Below are 20,315 nucleotides of genomic sequence, written 5' to 3' on the forward strand. Positions count from 1 at the left end.
TTATTCATTCCGGAGACGATGCAGTGTAATTATCACAATCTCGGCAGGTGCACCGATACGGATATTCTTATTTGAGGTACCGATTCCATTGGTCACAATCATCGGAATCTTAGCCGAGTTATACTTCAATCCTGTCAGAAAACGGCTGCCATAGTGTGAAGGAATAATGGGAGCATATCCCAAAATCCGGACTTGCCCGCCATGTGTATGCCCTGCCAGGACCAAATCAGAATTAGCGACTGACACATCCTCGGCATAATCGGGTGTGTGTACCAATAGTATTACGAAATCAGACGGAGAAAGGGACAAAGTAGGCGAAACTCCGTTATTGGCAAGGTCAAACGGATTGCGTACACCGGCCAAGATAATTTGTGCTCCATCACGTCTCAACGTATCGATCTGATGTTCAAGAGGTCGCATGCCGTAACGTTGCATCTCACGGATAATTTCATCATGGCAACGTTCATAATCGTTATTTCCCATCACTCCATAAGTCCCCATTGGAGTTTTGACTTTAGCCAACGCCGCAAAGAGCTCGGGCACGTACTGACATCCCTCCTGGTAGTCACCTCCCATCAACAGTACATCGGCATGCTGGGCATTCAACAAACGTACCAGACTCTCCAGACCTTTCTCCTTGAAAAGACTCTTATAATGTAAATCCGAAATAAAAGCAATACGGAAACCGTCAAAAGCATCAGGCACATCACGATGGGTGAACTCGTACTTTTTCACCCGGTCGATACCCGGATAAACGGAAGATACGCTCACCGCAGAACTGGTAATACGAGTCCCCCGGGCTACAATGGAAGGAGCAGAGCGCGTTATAACAGGAGAGGCAACATGCGTTTTTTCTCTCTTCCGCTTGACTGAGAATTTTTTGAGTTCGGAGGTATCCGGCGAGAACAGCCGGGCCACTACATCGGAGCTATCCGGACGGACAGAATCAACATTCAATACCGGACGAGGAATCGGAGAAACCAGATTCTTCTTCGATTTACAAGAGGAAAGCAGCAACAAAAGTGCCGCCAACAGGTATATTATCTTCTTCATATTCTCTAATATCAGGAGCGCAAAGATAGACAAAAAAGCAAAAATATACGTTTTTTGCCCTATCTTTGTTCTCTCAAAAACGGATGATAGAAAAAGAAAATGGAAGAAGTGAAACGTAACTCGTTGCAGGCATGGATACTTGCGGCCCGCCCCAAAACACTGGCAGGTGCCATTACTCCGGTAATGATAGGTTGTGCATTGGCTTTTGCCGACGGAAAATTCAATTGGATACCGGCATTGATCTGCTGTTTGTTCGCCGGACTGATGCAGGTTGCCGCCAATTTCATCAACGATTTATTTGACTTTCTAAAAGGGACCGACCGCGAAGATCGTCTCGGACCGGAACGTGCCTGTGCACAAGGCTGGATTTCGGCAGCCGCGATGAAACAAGGTATCTTCATCACGGTAGGCCTGGCCTGCCTGATCGGGTGTACTCTCCTGTTTTATGCAGGATGGGAGTTGATTCTTATAGGTGCGTTGTGTGTATTGTTCGCCTTCTTATACACCACAGGACCTTATCCATTATCCTATAAAGGATGGGGAGACGTATTGGTCATTGTATTCTTCGGCTTCGTTCCGGTAGGGGGTACTTATTACGTACAGGCTCTCAATTGGACACCAAACGTCACGGTTGCATCACTGGTATGCGGACTGATTGTAGATACATTACTGGTAGTTAACAATTACCGGGATCGGGATGCCGACCGAAAAAGCGGAAAAAAGACCGTTGTAGTCCGTTTCGGTGAATCCTTCGGCAGATACTTTTATTTACTGCTCGGCATTACAGCTGCCTGGCTTTGTTTCTGGTTTCTATTCAACGGGCACCTATACGCAACTCTCTTACCCCAACTTTACCTGTTCTTCCACATTCGGACCTGGAAAAAAATGGTACAGATACATAGTGGCAAAAAATTAAACAGCATATTGGGCGAAACTTCACGCAATATGCTGTTAATGGGAATCCTATTGTCAATAGGACTTGTTATAAACGGTTAGCAAGTCAACGTTTGCTATACATCCGTTCGTAATATTTCTGATAATCACCACTGGTTACTTCTTCCACCCATTCCTGATTATTCAGATACCATTCGATTGTTTTCACAATGCCGACTTCAAATTTCGTTTCGGGATACCAACCCAAGGCATTAGTGATCTTTGTCGGATCGATGGCGTAGCGCTGGTCATGCCCCAGACGATCCTTGACAAACGTAATTAAATCTTCGTTTATCCAGTCGATTGAAATTTCACCATCGGCATTTTTCTCTTTTTTCTTCAACACCTCACGATATTCGGGATGTTCTGCCATCAGGCGATGAATCGTTGCGATTGTTAATTTTACAATCTCAAGATTAGTCTTCTCGTTATGTCCGCCCACATTGTATACTTCTCCTTCCACACCTTCACGAACTACCAGGTCGATAGCCTTGCAATGATCTTCCACGTACAGCCAGTCGCGCACATTGCTACCGTCTCCATACACAGGAAGTTTCTTACCTTCAAGAATATTCTTGATAATCAGCGGAATCAGTTTCTCCGGAAAATGATACGGACCGTAGTTGTTTGAACAGCGAGTGATAGTCACCGGCATCTTATAGGTATCGTGATAAGCCATTACCACCATATCGGCACTGGTTTTCGATGCACTGTACGGGCTATGCGGACAGAGTGGAGTCGTTTCATGGAAATAGCCTTCGGCACCAAGCGAACCGTAAACCTCGTCGGTAGATACCTGATGATAACGTACCCCTTTACGCCAGGTAGGATATCCGTATTCATCTTTACCGGTTACCCATGCGCGACGTGCGGCATCCAACAGGTTTTGTGTTCCCAGAATATTGGTCATCAAGAAAAGTTGCGGATTCTCAATGCTACGGTCTACATGGCTTTCAGCAGCAAAATTCACTACATAGTCAAACTTGTACTCACCAAAAAGGCGGTCGGCCAGTTCACGATCGCAAATGTCACCTTTCACAAAAAAGCAACGTTCGTTATCAATGTCGTTGGCAATCGTTCCAAGATTTCCGGCATAAGTCAGTGCATCGAGCACTACCACCTTGATATCACTGTGTTTAGCCAGAATATACTTCAGATAATTGGCACCGATAAATCCGGCAGCACCGGTTACAAGATAAGTTTTCATATTCTTTATGATTGATTTATTAATTTGCTAAGTCTATCAGATATTTACCGTATTCGGTCTTTTCCAATTTCTCGCCCAAAGCTTTTAACTGAGCAGAAGAAATCCATCCGTTACGCCAGGCTATCTCTTCAATACAACTGACATAAAATCCCTGACGATTCTGGATAGTAGCCACAAAATTAGAGGCTTCGAGCAAACTGTTGCAATTCCCCGTATCCAACCAGGCAAAGCCACGGCCAAAGAGTTCGACTTTCAGTGTTCCTTCGTCGAGATATAGCTTGTTCAAATCAGTTATTTCATATTCACCCCGGGCAGAAGGCTCCAAAGCAAGCGCTTTTTCAGTCACCGTAGCATCATAGAAATAAAGTCCGGGGACGGCATAATTGCTCTTGGGGACAGCAGGTTTCTCTTCCAACGAAACAACCTTTCCACTTCCATCAAATTCCACGACGCCATAGGCGCGAGGGTCCTTCACATAATATCCAAAGATGCAAGCTCCCTTTTCAATGGTAGCCGCCCGGCGAAGCATAGCTGAGAAACCTTGTCCGTAAAACAAATTATCTCCTAATATCAAACAGCCCGGTTCACCATTCAGAAAATCGGCTCCCAGCACAAAAGCCTGGGCAAGTCCGTTAGGCTGCTCCTGCACCAGATATGAAAAGGACATTCCAAACTCTTCACCGCTCCCCAGAAGTTCACGGAACAACGGCAGATCACGAGGAGTAGAAATAACCAACACTTCCCGTATTCCGGCAAGCATCAATGTAGAAAGCGGATAGTATATCATCGGCTTGTCATACACCGGCATCATTTGCTTCGATATGGCCTTTGACAACGGATAGAGTCGGGTGGCACTACCGCCGGCAAGAATAATTCCTTTCATATTTTGAATGTTACAAGTTACGAGCTACAGATTACAAATCACAAGCTACAGTAAATTATATATAAACTCAATGCAAAATCCGCTTATTCATAACGGGTTGCTTATAGCTTGTATCCCTAAACCTGTGACAAAGAACGGAAAGAATTCTGACGTGACAAAATAAAAATACAAATTTATTAGCCGGCCAGTTCAATCACTTCCAAATCCTTAAACACACCATTATCTATGGCAAAACGAACCATGGTACGTACTTTATGAAATCCGGACATCCCTGCAGCACCGGGATTGATGTGAAGCATATCCAGCGTCTTATCATACTTTACCTTTAATATATGCGAGTGTCCGCTGATAAACAACTTGGGTGGATGCACCAATAGGCTTCCCTTGATGGACGGATCATAATTTCCCGGATACCCCCCGATGTGCTTCATCAGAACTTCGGCACCGTCCACCGTAAAACGATTCACTTGAGGAAACATCCGGCGAATTTCCTGACCATCAATATTACCGTACACAGCACGGAAAGGACGGAAAGCTGCCAACTTCTGTGCCACCTCCACTGAACCAATATCTCCGGCATGCCAGATTTCATCACAAGTTTCGAAATATTGCAAATATTTTTCGTCCCACCAACTGTGTGTGTCGGACAATAAGCCAACTTTTGTCATACTTTCTTTGTTTATCTCTGCAAAGGTAACTATATTTGGGCAAACCTTACGTGCAAATGGAAAACAAATACCAATACTTCAAAAGAGATATTAGTTGGCTATCATTCAACTACCGGGTACTTCTGGAAGCTGACGACGACCGGCTCCCACTCTACGAACGTATCAATTTTATCTCTATTTATTCCTCCAACCTGGAAGAGTTCTACAAAATCAGAGTAGCCGACCACAAAGCTGTAGCCTCCGGCGTAACAGATGGAACGGAAGAATCCCTGCAATCGGCCAAGGACCTGCTGGAAGAAATCAACCGGGAAGTGAACCGACAATTGGAGGATCGTATCCACATCTATGAAAAAAAGATCATACCTGCATTACGCAAAAATCACGTTGTCTTCTATCAAAGCCGCAATGTAGAGCCTTTCCACCAACAATTCGTAAAAGACTTTTTCCGGGAAGAGATATTCCCTTACCTGCAACCGGTACCGGTATCCAAAGACAAAGTAATCTCTTTTCTGCGCGACAACCGGCTCTACCTGGCAGTTCGCCTGTTCCTGAAAGGTACAAACAAAGAAGATGCTGATCATCTGCAATATTTTGTGATGAAACTACCCTACAGTAAAGTGCCCCGCTTTATCGAATTACCCAAGCATGGCAGAGATTATTATCTGATGTTTATCGAAGATATTATCAAAGCGAACATAGACGTCATTTTCCCCGGATACGAAGTAGATTGCAGTTATTGTATCAAAATATCGAGAGATGCCGATATTATGATAGACGACACGATCAACAGTGTCGACCTGGTGGAACAAGTAAAGAAAAAAATCAAAAAGCGCAAGATAGGTGCCGTATGCCGTTTCGTCTATGACCGCGCCATGCCCGATGATTTTCTGAACTTCCTGGTAGACGCTTTCCGAATCCGGCACGAAGAGTTGGTACCGGGAGACAAACACCTTAACCTGGAAGATCTGCGTCACTTGCCGAACCCCAATCATTCCATTCCCCGGATTGAGAGACCGATCCCAATGAAACTGAATCGACTGAACGACAAGGAATCCATTTTCAGTTATGTTGAAAAGAAAGATTTATTGTTATACTATCCTTACCATTCTTTCGACCACTTCATCCACTTCCTTTACGAAGCAGTGCACAATCCCGAAACCCGTGAAATCATGGTAACCCAATATCGGGTAGCAGAAAACTCGGCTGTCATCAACACCTTGATTGCTGCTGCACAAAACGGTAAAAAAGTCACGGTATTCGTGGAACTCAAAGCCCGTTTCGATGAAGAGAACAACCTCGCCACTGCCGAAATGATGAAAGCGGCCGGTATCAACATTATCTATAGTATACCGGGGCTGAAGGTACATGCCAAAGTAGCTCTGATACGCCGTCGCAGCTTCACCGGTGAAAAGATTCACAGTTACGCTTATATCAGTACCGGCAACTTCAACGAGAAGACGGCTACACTGTATGCAGACTGCGGACTGTTTACCAGCAATCCGGTCATCGTACATGACCTCACAAACCTGTTCCGTACCCTCAGAGGCAAAGAGAATCCCCGATTCACCCGGTTGCTTGTGGCACGTTTCAACCTGATTCCCGAACTGAACAGGCTGATCGACAAAGAAATAGAACTGGCCGAAAAAGGAAGAGGCGGAAGAATCATCTTGAAGATGAACGCCCTGCAAGACCCGATAATGATAGACCGGCTCTACGAGGCCTCACAAAAAGGTGTAAAAATAGATCTGATCGTACGAGGCATTTGTTGCCTGATACCCGGACAAGAATATAGTTGTAACATACGTGTCACCCGTATTGTGGACAGTTTTCTGGAACATGCCCGCATCTGGTATTTCGGTAATGCCGGACACCCCAAAGTATATATGGGTTCACCGGACTGGATGCGTCGTAACTTATATCGACGAATCGAAGCGGTGGTACCCATTCTCGATCATGAATTACGGGAAGAAATCGTCGATATGCTTCATATCCAGTTATCGGACAATCAAAAGGCTTGCTTCGTCGATGATAAACTGAATAATATATTTAAATTCAAAACAAATGCCGCGCCCGTCAGAGCGCAGTATACCTTCTATAATTACCTAAAAGAGAAGAATGAAACATTTCTGTAACATGTATGACATTTCTCTGCAATACGAAAATCCGTCCTTTGCAGCCAGAAATAACATACACATTTATGGAGACAATTTATCTATGTATTATTATCTTCCTATTCGTACTTGCCGTATTCGACTTGATGGTCGGTGTAAGTAACGATGCGGTAAATTTCCTCAATTCGGCTGTCGGAGCAAAGGCGGCATCTTTTAAAACAATATTGTTCATTGCAGGTGCCGGTATCTTCATCGGAGCGTCCTTATCAAACGGTATGATGGACATCGCAAGACACGGCATCTACCAACCGGAACATTTCTATTTCGCCGAAATCATGTGCATCCTGCTTGCCGTAATGCTGACAGACGTCGTTCTGCTCGATGTATTCAACTCTATGGGAATGCCTACCTCGACCACCGTTTCAATGGTATTCGAACTTTTGGGAGGTACTTTTGCCCTGGCACTTATCAAAGTGCACAACAGTGATACACTGGGATTGGGTGATCTTATCAACACCGACAAAGCCTTGTCTGTCATCATGGCCATCTTTGTCTCCGTTGCCATTGCCTTCTTTTTCGGTATGCTTGTACAATGGCTGGCACGCATGGTGTTTACATTTAACTACAAGAGCAATATAAAATACAGCATTGCACTATTCGGTGGCATCGCTTCTACTGCCATCGTTTATTTCATGGTGATAAAAGGATTGAAAGACAGCTCTTTCATGACTCCTGAGAACAAGCAGTGGGTACAAGAAAACACGATGATGCTGGTAAGTTGTTTCTTTGTCATCTCTACCATCCTGATGCAGATATTACACTGGCTGAAAGTAAATGTATTCAAGGTAGTCGTTCTGCTGGGTACATTTGCATTGGCACTGGCATTTGCCGGTAATGACCTCGTCAACTTTATCGGTGTACCTTTAGCCGGTTATTCTTCGTTCATAGACTATACCGCCAACGGAACTTCTGTCGGACCGGACGGTTTCCTGATGACCTCTCTGATGGGTTCAGCCAAAACACCGTGGTATTTCCTGATAGGTGCCGGAGCCGTCATGGTATACGCCTTGTGTACTTCCAAAAAGGCACATGCCGTAATCAAGACCTCGGTAGACCTCTCCCGTCAGGATGAAGGTGAAGAAAACTTCGGAAGCACACCGATAGCCCGAACACTGGTGCGTTTCAGCCTCACACTGGCCAACGGTATTTCCCGCATTACTCCGCCGAGTGCCAAACGCTGGATAGATACCCGCTTCCGTAAAGACGAAGCCATCATTGCCGACGGTGCGGCATTCGACTTGGTTCGCGCTTCTGTCAATCTGGTATTGGCAGGTCTGTTGATCGCCGTGGGTACTTCGTTAAAACTTCCTCTTTCTACAACCTACGTCACTTTCATGGTGGCCATGGGTACCTCACTTGCCGACCGTGCCTGGGGACGTGATTCAGCCGTTTACCGTATCACCGGTGTACTAAGTGTCATCGGCGGATGGTTCATCACTGCCGGAGCTGCCTTCACCATCTGTTTCTTTGTTGCCATGGTCATCCACTTCGGAGGAAGCATAGCTATCATAGCCCTGATCGGTCTGGCAGCATTCACTCTGATCCGCAGCCAGTTGATGTACAAAAAGAAAAAAGAGAAAGAGAAAGGAAACGAAACTTTGAAGCAATTGATGCAAGCCACAAGCAGCCACGAAGCTTTAGAGCTAATGCGTAAGCATACACGCGAAGAGTTGAGTAAAGTACTGGAATATGCAGAACAGAACTTTGAGCTCACCGTGACTTCATTCTTGCACGAAAACCTCCGCGGATTGCGCCGGGCAATGGGATCTACCAAGTTTGAAAAACAACTGATCAAGCAGATGAAGCGCACCGGAACCGTAGCAATGTGCAAATTGGATAATCACACCGTACTTGAAAAAGGACTTTATTATTATCAGGGAAATGACTTTGCAAGCGAACTGGTATACAGTATCAGCCGCCTGTGCGAACCCTGTCTGGAACACATTGACAACAATTTCAATCCGCTGGATGCTATCCAAAAAGGTGAATTTGGAGATGTAGCCGAAGATATCACCTATCTGATCCAGCAATGCCGCCAAAAACTGGAAGGCAACAATTACAGCAATCTTGAAGAAGACCTGCACCGGGCCAATGATCTGAACTCACAGCTATCACACCTGAAACGCCAGGAACTACAGCGTATCCAGAGCCAGACCGGAAGTATTAAAGTAAGTATGGTTTATCTGACCATGATCCAGGAAGCACAAAACGTAGTCACTTATACGATCAACCTGATGAAAGTAAGCCGTAAATTCCAGATAGAAACAGATATTTAATAATCCCCTTTAAAATAGGAAGGTATTTCATAACTCACCACAGATTACAGGGATTTACACAGATAAATATTATGGGTTACCAGCAGATTAAAAATCGTTTTTGTGTAAATCCCTGTAATCTGTGGTGAATATGAGTTTTGACATCTATTTTAATCAACGTCACCTCACCACTTGATCTCCGGAAAATAGCTGCTTAAACAACCTCGAAGTGCACTTACCGTAATGGGCTTCACCAATACTTCGGATGCACCGGCTTGCATGGCATTCTCCCGGTCTGAGCTAAAAGCATAAGCAGTCTGCATAATAATAGGGAGGGAAGCTCCTTCTTCACGAATAATCCGGGTTGCTTCCAATCCGTTCATAATCGGCATTTTAATATCCATAAGGATAGCATGTGCATCTTGAGTGTGTTCACGGTATAAGTTCAACATTTCTTCACCGTTCTTCGCCCACAGAATGTCACATTTCTTACCGATAATAGCTTTAATCAATTTGAAATTGCTATCATCATCTTCGGCCACAAGAATAAGGGGACGAAAATCTTTAATTTCTTCAATATCCATTTTATATAATAGGTTTGCTTTTTATTTCATCTTATTCGATTCAGCCCGCAAGGTATAAAAAAAAATCATAGATTTGATTATCTTTGCGGCTAAAATTTAAAGAAGCGATATGATTTCAGTAGACGGACTGGCCGTGGAATTCGGCGGAACCACATTATTTAGCGATATTTCATTTGTAATTAACGAAAAAGACCGCATCGCGCTTATGGGAAAGAACGGTGCAGGTAAGAGTACCCTACTCAAGATTCTGGCAGGCGTACGTCAGCCTACCCGTGGCAGGATATCTGCTCCCAAAGAGTGCGTCATAGCCTATCTGCCCCAACATTTGATGACAGAAGACGGGCGAACGGTTTTTGAGGAGACTGCCCAGGCCTTTGCCCATCTGCACGAAATGGAAGCTGAGATAGAACGCATGAACAAAGAGCTGGAGACACGCACAGACTATGAGAGCGACAGCTACATGGAACTGATAGAGAACGTGTCGACTCTCAGCGAAAAGTTTTATGCCATCGACGCCACCAACTACGAAGAGGACGTAGAAAAGGCACTTCTCGGATTAGGCTTCATGCGCGAAGATTTCCACCGCCAGACCAGTGACTTCAGCGGTGGATGGCGGATGCGTATCGAGCTGGCTAAACTTTTATTGCAAAAGCCGGATGTGCTTTTATTGGATGAACCGACCAACCACCTGGACATCGAGTCTATTCAATGGTTGGAAGACTTCCTGATCAATAACGGAAAGGCAGTAATCGTCATCAGTCACGACCGCAAATTCGTAGATAACATCACTACCCGTACCATTGAGGTGACTATGGGACGCATTTACGATTACAAAGTGAACTACTCCAAATATCTGGAATTACGCAAAGAACGTCGTGAACAGCAACAGAAAGCCTACGAAGAACAGCAGAAATTCATTGCTGAAACCAAAGATTTCATCGAACGTTTCAAAGGTACCTATTCAAAAACACTCCAAGTGCAAAGCCGGGTAAAGATGCTCGAAAAACTGGAAATACTGGAAGTGGACGAAGAAGACACATCGGCATTGCGTCTGAAGTTCCCGCCTTCACCCCGTTCGGGCAACTATCCCGTCATTATGGATGGTGTAGGCAAGAGCTATGGTGATAAAGTTGTCTTCCGCAACGCCACTCTGACAGTAGAACGCGGTGATAAGGTGGCATTTGTCGGCAAAAACGGTGAAGGTAAATCGACACTGGTGAAATGCATCATGAACGAAATAGAGCATGATGGAACACTGACTTTAGGGCACAACGTACAGATAGGATACTTTGCCCAGAATCAGGCATCGCTTCTGGATGAAAACCTGACTGTATTCCAGACAATCGATGATGTAGCCAAAGGCGAAATACGTAATAAAATACGCGACCTGCTGGGAGCGTTCATGTTTGGCGGACCGGAAGAGTCGATGAAAAAAGTAAAAGTACTCTCGGGAGGTGAACGTACCCGCCTGGCCATGATCAAACTGTTGCTGGAACCTGTGAATCTGCTGATTCTTGACGAACCGACCAATCACCTTGACCTGAAAACCAAAGATATCCTGAAACAGGCATTGAAAGATTTCGACGGTACACTGATCGTAGTATCACACGACCGTGACTTCCTGGACGGACTGGTGACCAAGGTATACGAATTCGGAAACCAAAAGGTGACCGAACATTTATGCGGTATCTATGAATTCCTTGATAAAAAGAAAATGGATTCGTTACGTGAATTGGAGAAATGATATCTCCGGATCTTATTCCCGTAAATTTAATATTCGATAACTAACATACGGCAACTTTTACCTGTTAAGTAAAACAGAGAAGTACAAAACCCATTTAATCAATTAAAAAAGAAACCGTATGAAGAAATTAGTTTTCTGTGCTGCTTTTATCGCAGCAATGTGCATGGCAGGCACTACTACTGCCCAAGCTCAGGACGTAAAAAAGAAAGAAGTCAAGAAAGAGCAATGTGACAAAAAAGACAGCAAAGCATGCTGTAAAAAGGAAGAAAAAGCATGTTGCAAGAAAGAAGCAGATAAGAAAACAACTGACGGATGTAAACACAAAGCTGATTGCAAGGCTAAAGCCGGATGCAAAGACAGCAAATGTACCAAAGACAAAGGAGGCAAAAAATAACAAACGTTTCCGACATTTCATTTAAGACAGGTATGTCGAAACTCACCACAGAGGACACAGAGTAACATGGAGTCGATTTTCGGTCGTTGATCATTAACAAAAAAAGGCTCTGTGATACTCCGTGGTAAAAAGTACGACGCATCTGTCTTTTTGTTTTTTAAGTAACACCGTTTGTTTTTTATCCAATGATAGACTATCTTTGCCTCGCAATAATCTAAATTAAGAATGAGGAATAAACGGTACATAGTCTCTTTTCTCCTTTTCATCAGCATGATCATGCTGGTCGTACCTGTTATCCCCCATCATCATCATGCCGATGGCGTGATTTGCATGAAGAACGACTTGACACCGGAACCCCAGTGTCCTAAACATCATCATCCGGGCAACGATTCGTGCTGCAATGACGGATGTATGACACGCCTCAACTCACCAACCCCTTCCGTACAGGCAGACAATAATCCTCATTACCTATTTACTGCCATCTTATTTACGGACTTTATCATAGAGAATTTATTCAGGCCCCAGGAGCGACGTATTAAGAATTATTACGCATACCGGGAGTCTCTCCACGGTACGGCTGTCAACCGTGCATTTGGCCTTCGTGCCCCTCCATACCCTGTTGTATAGGCTTCTAAGCCACATTTGGTAAGGTTAGGAATATCCGGACGGTTGGTTTAAAACCAACGGGAAGTTCCTTTAAAACCAACGACGCCTTGGTTTTAAGCCAAAGGTCTTTGGGTTTGAAACCTACAGAAACTCACTTTTCCGAATCATTAAAAGTAAAGAATTTATATCATCATGAAGAAACTTATCTTTATGGGAATCCTCGGATTGTTTATCCTGGGTTCCTGCAACAGTAAATCGGGTGGCAACCACGAAGGGCACGACCATGGAACAGAAGCACACGACCATGAACACGAAGCACACGACCATGAACACGAAGGGCACGACCATGAACACGAAGGCGAAGACCATGAAGGACATGATCACGAAGGTGACGAACACAGCCGGAGCAGTGAACCGGCTACCGGTCACAGTGACGAAATCATTCTGCCGAAAGCCAAAGCAGAAGCAGCCGGAGTGAAAACAAGTATTATAGAACCGGAAGTATTTGAACAAGTGATAAAAACAAGCGGACAAGTACTGGCCGCACAAGGTGACGAATCCGTAGCAGTAGCCACCGTAGCAGGAGTAGTCAGCTTTCGCGGTAAAGTGACCGAAGGCATGAGTGTAGGCAAAGGTACTGCACTGGTGACCATTTCATCCAGTAACATTGCCGATGGTGATCCCGTACAACGCGCCCGTATCGCTTACGATATATCCAGAAAGGAATATGAACGTATGCAAGCGCTGGTAAAGAATAAAATCGTATCCGATAAGGAATTCGCACAAGCCGAACAGAATTACGAAAATGCCCGGATCAGCTATGAGGCCCTTGCCAAAAATCATTCGGCAGGAGGACAGGCCGTAACCTCTCCCATCTCAGGATTTGTAAAAAACATCCTGGTGAAAGAAGGTGATTACGTAACCATCGGCCAGCCATTGGTCAGCATCACTCAAAACCGTCGCCTCTTCTTGCGTGCCGAAGTTTCGGAAAAATACTATCCGTCTCTGCGCACCATCGGTTCGGCCAATTTCAAAACTCCTTATGACAATAAGGTATACGAACTGAAAGAACTGAACGGCCGTCTTTTGTCATTCGGTAAATCGGCAGGAGAAAATTCGTTCTATGTACCGGTCACTTTCGAATTTGATAATAAAGGAGACATCATCCCGGGCTCGTTCGTTGAAGTATATTTGTTGTCGTCTCCCATGGAGAACGTACTGTCGCTTCCCCGCACGGCGCTGACCGAAGAACAGGGGCTTTTCTTCGCATACCTGCAACTGGATGAAGAAGGGTATAAAAAGCAGGAAGTCACCCTCGGAGCCGACAACGGCAAGAGCGTACAGGTACTTTCGGGTATCAAGGCCGGTGACCGGGTAGTGACCCAAGGTGCCTACCAGGTGAAACTGGCTTCGGCAAGTAACGCAATACCTGCACACAGCCACGAACACTAACGACAAGGCGCCACAGCCCGGTTTCCATGTGGTGCATAACAACTAACGAAAAAAGAATATGCTAAATAAAATCATACATTTCTCACTTCAGAACCGTATCTTGGTACTTGTAGCCTCGGTACTGTTACTGATTGGCGGAACTTATACCGCCATGCATACCGAAGTAGACGTGTTCCCCGACCTGAATGCACCGACGGTGGTCATCATGACCGAAGCCAACGGAATGGCAGCCGAAGAGGTGGAACAACTCGTGACTTTCCCCGTTGAAACAGCCGTAAACGGTGCCACCGGTGTGCGCCGGGTACGTTCATCTTCCACGAACGGATTCTCTGTCGTATGGGTAGAATTCGACTGGGGAACCGATATATACCTCGCCCGCCAGATTGTAAGCGAAAAGCTGGCCATCGTAGGTGAAGAACTGCCTTCAAATGTAGGCAAACCGACACTGGGTCCCCAATCCTCCATTCTGGGCGAAGTCCTGATTATCGGATTAACCGCCGACTCGACCTCCATGCTCGACCTGCGTACCATTGCCGACTGGACCATACGTCCGCGCCTGCTCTCTACCGGAGGTGTAGCACAGGTAGCTGTATTGGGAGGAGAGTTAAAAGAATATCAGATTCAACTCGATCCGGAACGTATGCGTCATTATGGCGTATCTATGAATGAGGTGATGACCGTCACCCGCGGCATGAACCTGAATGCCAACGGAGGTGTACTTTATGAATATGGTAACGAATACATTGTGCGTGGTGTACTCTCCACCGCAAACATAGAACAACTGGGTAAAGCGGTAGTAAAGAGTATCGACAGCGTACCTGTACTGCTGGAGGATATCGCTGATGTCCGGATCGGACCGAAAGCCCCCAAACTGGGAACGGCTTCGGAAAGAGGAAAACCTGCCGTACTGATGACCGTCACCAAACAGCCCGCCACCAGTACTCTGGAGTTGACCGACAAACTGGAAGCTTCGTTGCAAGACCTCCGGAAGAATCTTCCACCGGATGTAAAGGTATCTACCGATATCTTCCGTCAAAGCCGTTTCATCGACAGTTCCATCAGCAATGTAAAGAAGTCCCTTTTTGAAGGCGGTATCTTTGTAGTCATCGTCTTATTCCTGTTCCTTGCCAACGTGCGAACCACGATTATTTCGCTGGTGACCCTGCCGCTCTCACTGCTGGTATCCATCCTGACTCTACATTTCATGGGACTGACTATCAATACCATGAGTCTGGGAGGTATGGCCATCGCCATTGGTTCGCTGGTAGACGATGCCATTGTCGATGTAGAAAACGTATACAAGCGCCTGCGTGAAAACCGTCTCCTCCCGGAGAATGAACGTCTTTCGGTCATCCAGGTGGTATTCAACGCCTCCAAAGAGGTCCGTATGCCTATCTTGAACTCTACACTGATCATTGTGGTCAGTTTCGTACCTCTCTTTTTCCTTTCCGGTATGGAAGGACGCATGCTGGTTCCGCTGGGCATTGCCTTCATCGTAGCATTATTTGCCTCGACGATAGTGGCATTGACCCTGACCCCGGTACTTTGCTCCTACCTGCTGGGCAAAGAAAAAGGTGATAAGCTTCCGAAAGAAGCATTCGTAGCCCGCTGGATGAAAGGGGTATACGAAAAAGCACTGACTTGGGTGTTAATTCATAAACGCCTGACCTTGGGAAGCACCATCGGACTGTTCATCATTACCCTGGGATTCTTCTTCACGTTGGGACGCTCGTTCCTCCCTCCATTCAATGAAGGTTCATTCACCATCAACATCAGTTCGCTGCCGGGCATCTCACTCGAAGAGAGCGATAAGATGGGACACCGTGCCGAGGAACTTCTGCTCTCTATCCCCGAGATACAGACAGTGGCCCGCAAAACCGGACGTGCCGAACTGGACGAGCATGCTTTGGGAGTCAACGTCTCGGAAATAGAGGCACCGTTTGAACTGAAAGATCGTTCGCGCAACGAACTGATGGCAGACGTACGCGAAAAACTGGGTACTATCACCGGAGCAAACATCGAGATCGGACAACCGATCAGCCACCGTATCGATGCTATGCTCAGCGGTACCAAAGCCAATATCGCCATCAAACTGTTTGGTGACGACCTGAATAAAATGTTCTCACTGGGCAATCAGATAAAAGAAGCCATCGGCAATATCCCCGGCATTGCCGACCTGAATGTGGAACAACAGATTGAACGCCCGCAGCTCAAAATCACTCCCAAACGTGAAATGTTGGCTAAATACGGCATTACCCTGCCGGAATTTTCGGAATACATCAATGTGGCACTGGCCGGAGAGGTGATTTCGCAGGTTTACGAACAGGGTAAGAGTTTCGACCTGATTGTGAAAGTAAAGAATAACTTCCGTGACGAAGCCGAAAAGATACGCAACCTGATGGTCGACACCCAAGACGGTAAAAAAGTGCCCCTGAGTTATATTGCCGACGTAGCCTCGTCCATGGGGCCGAATACCATCAATCGCGAAAACGTAAAACGTAAGATCGTGATTTCCGCCAACGTAGCCGACCGCGACTTGCGGAGTGTGGTCAATGACATCCAAAAGCAAGTGGACGAACAAATCAAGCTCCCCGAAGGTTATCATATCGAATATGGTGGTCAGTTTGAAAGCGAACAGGCAGCCAGCCGTACATTGGCACTGACCTCCTTCATGTCCATCGTAGTGATCTTCCTGCTGCTGTATCATGAATTCCGCAGCGTGAAGGAATCGGCAGTTATCCTGATAAACCTGCCGCTGGCACTGATCGGCGGTGTGTTTGCCCTGCTGATCACAACCGGTGAAATCAGTATTCCGGCCATCATCGGTTTCATTTCGTTGTTTGGTATCGCTACCCGTAACGGTATGTTGCTTATCAGCCATTACAACCACCTGCAACAGGTAGAAGGTTTGGGAGTATACGAAAGCGTAATCCGCGGATCACTCGACCGTCTGAACCCGATTGTTATGACAGCCCTTTCGTCTGCCTTGGCACTGATACCGCTGGCATTGAGCGGAAGCCTGCCCGGTAACGAGATTCAGAGTCCGATGGCAAAAGTGATTCTGGGCGGTCTGCTCACATCGACTTTCCTGAACGGATTCATTATCCCGATTGTTTACCTGATGATGAACGGAAAAAGAAAATAATAAGAACTTCAATAATTATATGAAACGAATAACCATACTTGCCGCTACCCTCTTCGCGCTATCCGGACTGCAAGCGCAAACCGGTATAGACGGGGTGCTGCGCAACATTGAAACCAATAATAAAGAGTTGCAAGCCAATGCGCAATTGATTGCCTCTCAAAAACTGGAAACCCGGACAGACAACAATCTGCCTGATCCGACTCTTTCGTATGCCCATTTGTGGAATAATAAAGACAAGAATAATACGATCGGAGAACTTGTAGTCTCCCAGAGCTTTGATTTTCCGAGCCTGTATGCTACCCGCAATCAACTGAACCGGCTGAAAGCCGGTGCTTTTGACGGGCAGAAGAGTGTATTCCGTCAGGGCATCCTGCTACAGGCAAAAGATGTGTGCCTGGATATCATCATGCTGCGAAAGCAACAGCAGATACTGACCGAACGGCTGCGAAACGCCGAAGAGCTCTCAGCCATGTACGCCAAGCGTTTGCAAACAGGAGACGCCAATGTAATCGAAACCAATAAGATCAATCTGGAATTGCTGAACGTGAAGACAGAAGCGTCACTAAACGAAACTGCTTTACGCAATAAGATTCAGGAACTGACTGCACTGAACGGAAACATACCGGTCGTGTTTGAAGATGCTGACTATCCGGCTGTCATCTTCCCTTCCAACTACGAAGAACTGAAAACTGAAGTCCTGGCATCGGACTATACCCTCCAGGCACTCAACAGCGAAAGTGCCGCTGCCCGCAAACAGATTGCGGTCAACAAGTCGCAATGGCTACCCAAGCTGGAACTAGGTTACCGTCGTAACACTGAATCGGGCGAGCCGTTCAACGGAGTTGTAGTAGGGTTCTCGTTCCCACTATTCGAGAATCGCAATAAAGTAAAGATAGCTAAAGCCCAGTCGCTCAATGTCGACCTGCAAAGGGCTAATACTTCGGTACAGGTAGAATCGGAACTGACCCAGCTCTATCGTGAAGCCCATACCTTGCGCACTTCAATGGAAGAATACGAGAAGACTTTTCAGGCGCAACAGGACTTATCCCTGCTGAAACAAGCATTGACGGGCGGACAAATCAGTATGATAGAATACTTTGTAGAAGTATCGGTAGTCTATCAGAGCAAACAGAACTATCTGCAACTGGAGAATCAGTACCAGAAGGCAATGGCAAAGATATATAAGAATAAACTGTAGAGAAGGAGGAATGTGCCAAAAATTGTATTCACCACAGATTACACGGATTAACACAGATAAATATCTCTGATTATCTGTTGATTAATTTCATTCTGTGTTAATCTGGGTAATCTGTGGTGAATTATGGCACACCCGGTTATAGCTCCTGCCCGTTCATTGTTAGTTATTCCTCCATATCGGGCAAATAGAAATTAAACTCAGGCGAACGGTCTGCCACCAACTGCCCGTCCTTTATCAACAATTCTGCCACCTGTGCCGATGAACGGCGCAAATGATAAGGGATGTTACCGTCTTCATCTTTGGTCTCTTCGGAATGTGCCTTACGCCCGGGATGGGTAAAATAGATAACATAAGCCTTATCTCCTACCACAACCACATCACCATGCGCACCGCTCGGCGTATCTTCGGGACGGGTACCGGGTTTATCTAGAATCACTCCCTGCTTCTCCCATGTGGTGGCATCTTTTGAACGATACACACGCATGCCGTGCCATTCGTCGGTAAGCATCCAGTAATAACCTCCGAAACGGAATACCTTAGGCCCTTCCTGGCGACTTTGGTCAATCACCGGTGTATCATTCAGCGTCCAGTGGAACAGATCATCACTTTCTGCCGTCATGATAGCCGCATTACGGGTTTCATCTTTATACCAGGCACGCCATTTTCCATCGGGCATCCGGAAGAAAGTCGCATCGATCGTTTTATCGGATGACAGCTTCACAAAGCCTTCAAATTTCCAGTCCCACATGTTCTTACTTGTATAGTGAGCCATGCGCGCATGTCCGCCCCAATCGGTTCGTACCCCCTCGATATAAGATACGAACAAATGATATACCCCATTGAAGTTTACCACCTCCGGAGCCCAGAAAGTGTTCTTTCCTCTCTCCATATTGAGGTCGAGTACTCCACGATAAACCCACGTCCTGCCATGGTCACGGCTGGAAGCGATACCGATATCATTTCCATAGCAATAAGCTACGTTCCCGGCATTCACATTGGCCCGGCGCTGTGTATACAGCATCCACCAACTGCGGTCTTCTTTATTCCAGACTACGACCGGATCGGCCACTCCGTCATAAACAGGATCTCTGTAAAGAGGAGCCGGAGCAGTTTGTTTCACCTCTTCGGGATTTCCACCCGTCATTTGTGCGGATACGAACCCGCTGCATGCCAACAGGCATGACGCAATCATTGTTCTAATCATTTGTGTTTTATTTTGAGAATTAAGTTTGTGTCTGTCAGCCGCTCCGTCACGGAACGGGCACGAATTTAAAATATCCGGTATGATAACTGGAAGTTAAGCACAGGATAAGCTTTAAAGTTTTTCAGGAACTTATTGAAACGGCTCAGGTCCTGATCGATCGCCTCTTCCACAATCTTTCCGGTAGTGGCTTCAATCTTCGGATTACCATGGAACATAGCTCCCAATTCGAACTTGAACCCTACGCGTGAATGAGCTACTGAACGTCCGAATCCAATACCTACATAAGGTTTCACGGCATTGGTCTTCAAAGCTGCTTCCACACGTCCGTCCGCTCCCGGCTCGATAATGATATCTCCCACCTCTATCCGTTCGTCTGTCTGTCCCGATACTTTCAGGATGGATGAAGTACCGAACAGCAGTCCGGCGGTCACATGAAAGACGAATCTCTTGAATGGAAAATAGTCGAGCAAAAGCATGCCGTTTGTCATATTTGCTTTTGCTTTCAGAGGAACGGTATAGTATTTATCCGGATTGTAACCGGTACGAGTACCGGCATCCTGAATCAACTGATCATCACGAATTCCGTCATAATCGTAATTACACTTGAACTTCAGTAAAGAGAATCCGGCACGAAGTCCCAGATAGTCATTCAACAGAGCAGCAACCTGGAGTCCTCCCCCAGTGTTCCGGCATTCAGCGAAACGGATAAATGGCTGAAAGGCTTCACCTTATCCGGTCCCGTCTGGGCCATAACCGGGATGCCGACAACAAAGGCAACCAACCCAATTAAAAAACGACAGAAGTTTGTTTTCATAAGT

The 20,315-nt window shown here is 46.1% G+C and carries 15 protein-coding genes and 1 pseudogene; 9 read left to right on the plus strand and 7 right to left on the minus strand.

Annotation, left to right across the window (positions count from 1 at the left end; translation table 11 throughout):
• Positions 1-1,053, minus strand: a complete 1,053-nt coding sequence (locus tag BF9343_RS16890; protein ID WP_008769920.1) for a metallophosphoesterase — start codon at positions 1,051-1,053, stop codon at positions 1-3.
• Between the two features lie 99 nt (positions 1,054-1,152).
• On the opposite strand from BF9343_RS16890, the gene BF9343_RS16895 reads away from it, so the two are divergent.
• Positions 1,153-2,049: a 1,4-dihydroxy-2-naphthoate polyprenyltransferase gene (locus BF9343_RS16895; protein ID WP_005797932.1), complete on the plus strand. Its 897-nt coding sequence runs from the start codon at positions 1,153-1,155 to the stop codon at positions 2,047-2,049.
• A gap of 4 nt (positions 2,050-2,053) precedes the next feature.
• Here BF9343_RS16895 and rfbB read toward each other — a convergent pair whose 3' ends face one another.
• From rfbB to BF9343_RS16910, 3 genes are all read right to left on the minus strand, one after another.
• Positions 2,054-3,193 carry a dTDP-glucose 4,6-dehydratase gene (gene rfbB, locus BF9343_RS16900; RefSeq protein ID WP_005790599.1) on the minus strand — a complete coding sequence of 380 codons (1,140 nt, stop codon included), beginning with the start codon at positions 3,191-3,193 and terminating at the stop codon, positions 2,054-2,056.
• 19 nt (positions 3,194-3,212) lie between these two features.
• Positions 3,213-4,076, minus strand: a complete 864-nt coding sequence (rfbA, locus tag BF9343_RS16905; protein ID WP_005790602.1) for a glucose-1-phosphate thymidylyltransferase RfbA — start codon at positions 4,074-4,076, stop codon at positions 3,213-3,215.
• A gap of 176 nt (positions 4,077-4,252) precedes the next feature.
• Positions 4,253-4,744: a metallophosphoesterase family protein gene (locus tag BF9343_RS16910; protein ID WP_005790604.1), complete on the minus strand. Its 492-nt coding sequence runs from the start codon at positions 4,742-4,744 to the stop codon at positions 4,253-4,255.
• 56 nt (positions 4,745-4,800) lie between these two features.
• Between BF9343_RS16910 and BF9343_RS16915 the strand changes: the two genes are divergently transcribed.
• Together BF9343_RS16915 and BF9343_RS16920 are read left to right on the plus strand one after the other, a co-directional pair.
• Entirely contained in the window at positions 4,801-6,876 is a 2,076-nt protein-coding gene (locus tag BF9343_RS16915) for an RNA degradosome polyphosphate kinase (RefSeq protein WP_025813982.1), read from the plus strand.
• Positions 6,877-6,941: 65 nt separating this feature from the next.
• Positions 6,942-9,191: an inorganic phosphate transporter gene (locus tag BF9343_RS16920; RefSeq protein WP_005790607.1), complete on the plus strand. Its 2,250-nt coding sequence runs from the start codon at positions 6,942-6,944 to the stop codon at positions 9,189-9,191.
• A gap of 164 nt (positions 9,192-9,355) precedes the next feature.
• Here the strand turns inward: BF9343_RS16920 and BF9343_RS16925 are convergent, their stop codons facing one another.
• Entirely contained in the window at positions 9,356-9,754 is a 399-nt protein-coding gene (locus BF9343_RS16925; RefSeq protein WP_005790608.1) for a response regulator, read from the minus strand.
• A 109-nt stretch (positions 9,755-9,863) separates the two neighbouring features.
• Between BF9343_RS16925 and BF9343_RS16930 the strand changes: the two genes are divergently transcribed.
• From BF9343_RS16930 to BF9343_RS16950, 6 genes are all read left to right on the plus strand, one after another.
• The gene (locus BF9343_RS16930; RefSeq protein WP_005797936.1) at positions 9,864-11,498 is read left to right on the plus strand and encodes an ABC-F family ATP-binding cassette domain-containing protein; all 1,635 of its coding nucleotides are present in this window, start codon (positions 9,864-9,866) and stop codon (positions 11,496-11,498) included.
• Positions 11,499-11,616: 118 nt separating this feature from the next.
• Positions 11,617-11,892, plus strand: a complete 276-nt coding sequence (locus BF9343_RS16935) for a hypothetical protein (protein ID WP_005817374.1) — start codon at positions 11,617-11,619, stop codon at positions 11,890-11,892.
• A 225-nt stretch (positions 11,893-12,117) separates the two neighbouring features.
• Positions 12,118-12,519: a DUF6769 family protein gene (locus BF9343_RS23100; protein WP_005790614.1), complete on the plus strand. Its 402-nt coding sequence runs from the start codon at positions 12,118-12,120 to the stop codon at positions 12,517-12,519.
• Between the two features lie 171 nt (positions 12,520-12,690).
• A complete protein-coding gene (locus BF9343_RS16940) occupies positions 12,691-13,950 on the plus strand; it encodes an efflux RND transporter periplasmic adaptor subunit (RefSeq protein WP_010993448.1) in 1,260 nt (419 codons plus the stop codon).
• Positions 13,951-14,008: 58 nt separating this feature from the next.
• The gene (locus BF9343_RS16945; protein WP_005790618.1) at positions 14,009-17,095 is read left to right on the plus strand and encodes an efflux RND transporter permease subunit; all 3,087 of its coding nucleotides are present in this window, start codon (positions 14,009-14,011) and stop codon (positions 17,093-17,095) included.
• 19 nt (positions 17,096-17,114) lie between these two features.
• Entirely contained in the window at positions 17,115-18,293 is a 1,179-nt protein-coding gene (locus tag BF9343_RS16950; protein ID WP_005790620.1) for a TolC family protein, read from the plus strand.
• A 163-nt stretch (positions 18,294-18,456) separates the two neighbouring features.
• Here the strand turns inward: BF9343_RS16950 and BF9343_RS16955 are convergent, their stop codons facing one another.
• Positions 18,457-19,497 (minus strand): family 43 glycosylhydrolase, encoded by a 1,041-nt coding sequence (locus BF9343_RS16955; protein WP_005797938.1) that lies wholly within the window; start codon positions 19,495-19,497, stop codon positions 18,457-18,459.
• Positions 19,498-19,562: 65 nt separating this feature from the next.
• Positions 19,563-20,311 (minus strand): annotated as a pseudogene (locus tag BF9343_RS16960) (hypothetical protein).
• Between the last annotated feature and the right edge of the window lie 4 nt (positions 20,312-20,315).

Source organism: Bacteroides fragilis NCTC 9343, assembly GCF_000025985.1.
In the GTDB taxonomy this organism is placed as follows: domain Bacteria; phylum Bacteroidota; class Bacteroidia; order Bacteroidales; family Bacteroidaceae; genus Bacteroides; species Bacteroides fragilis.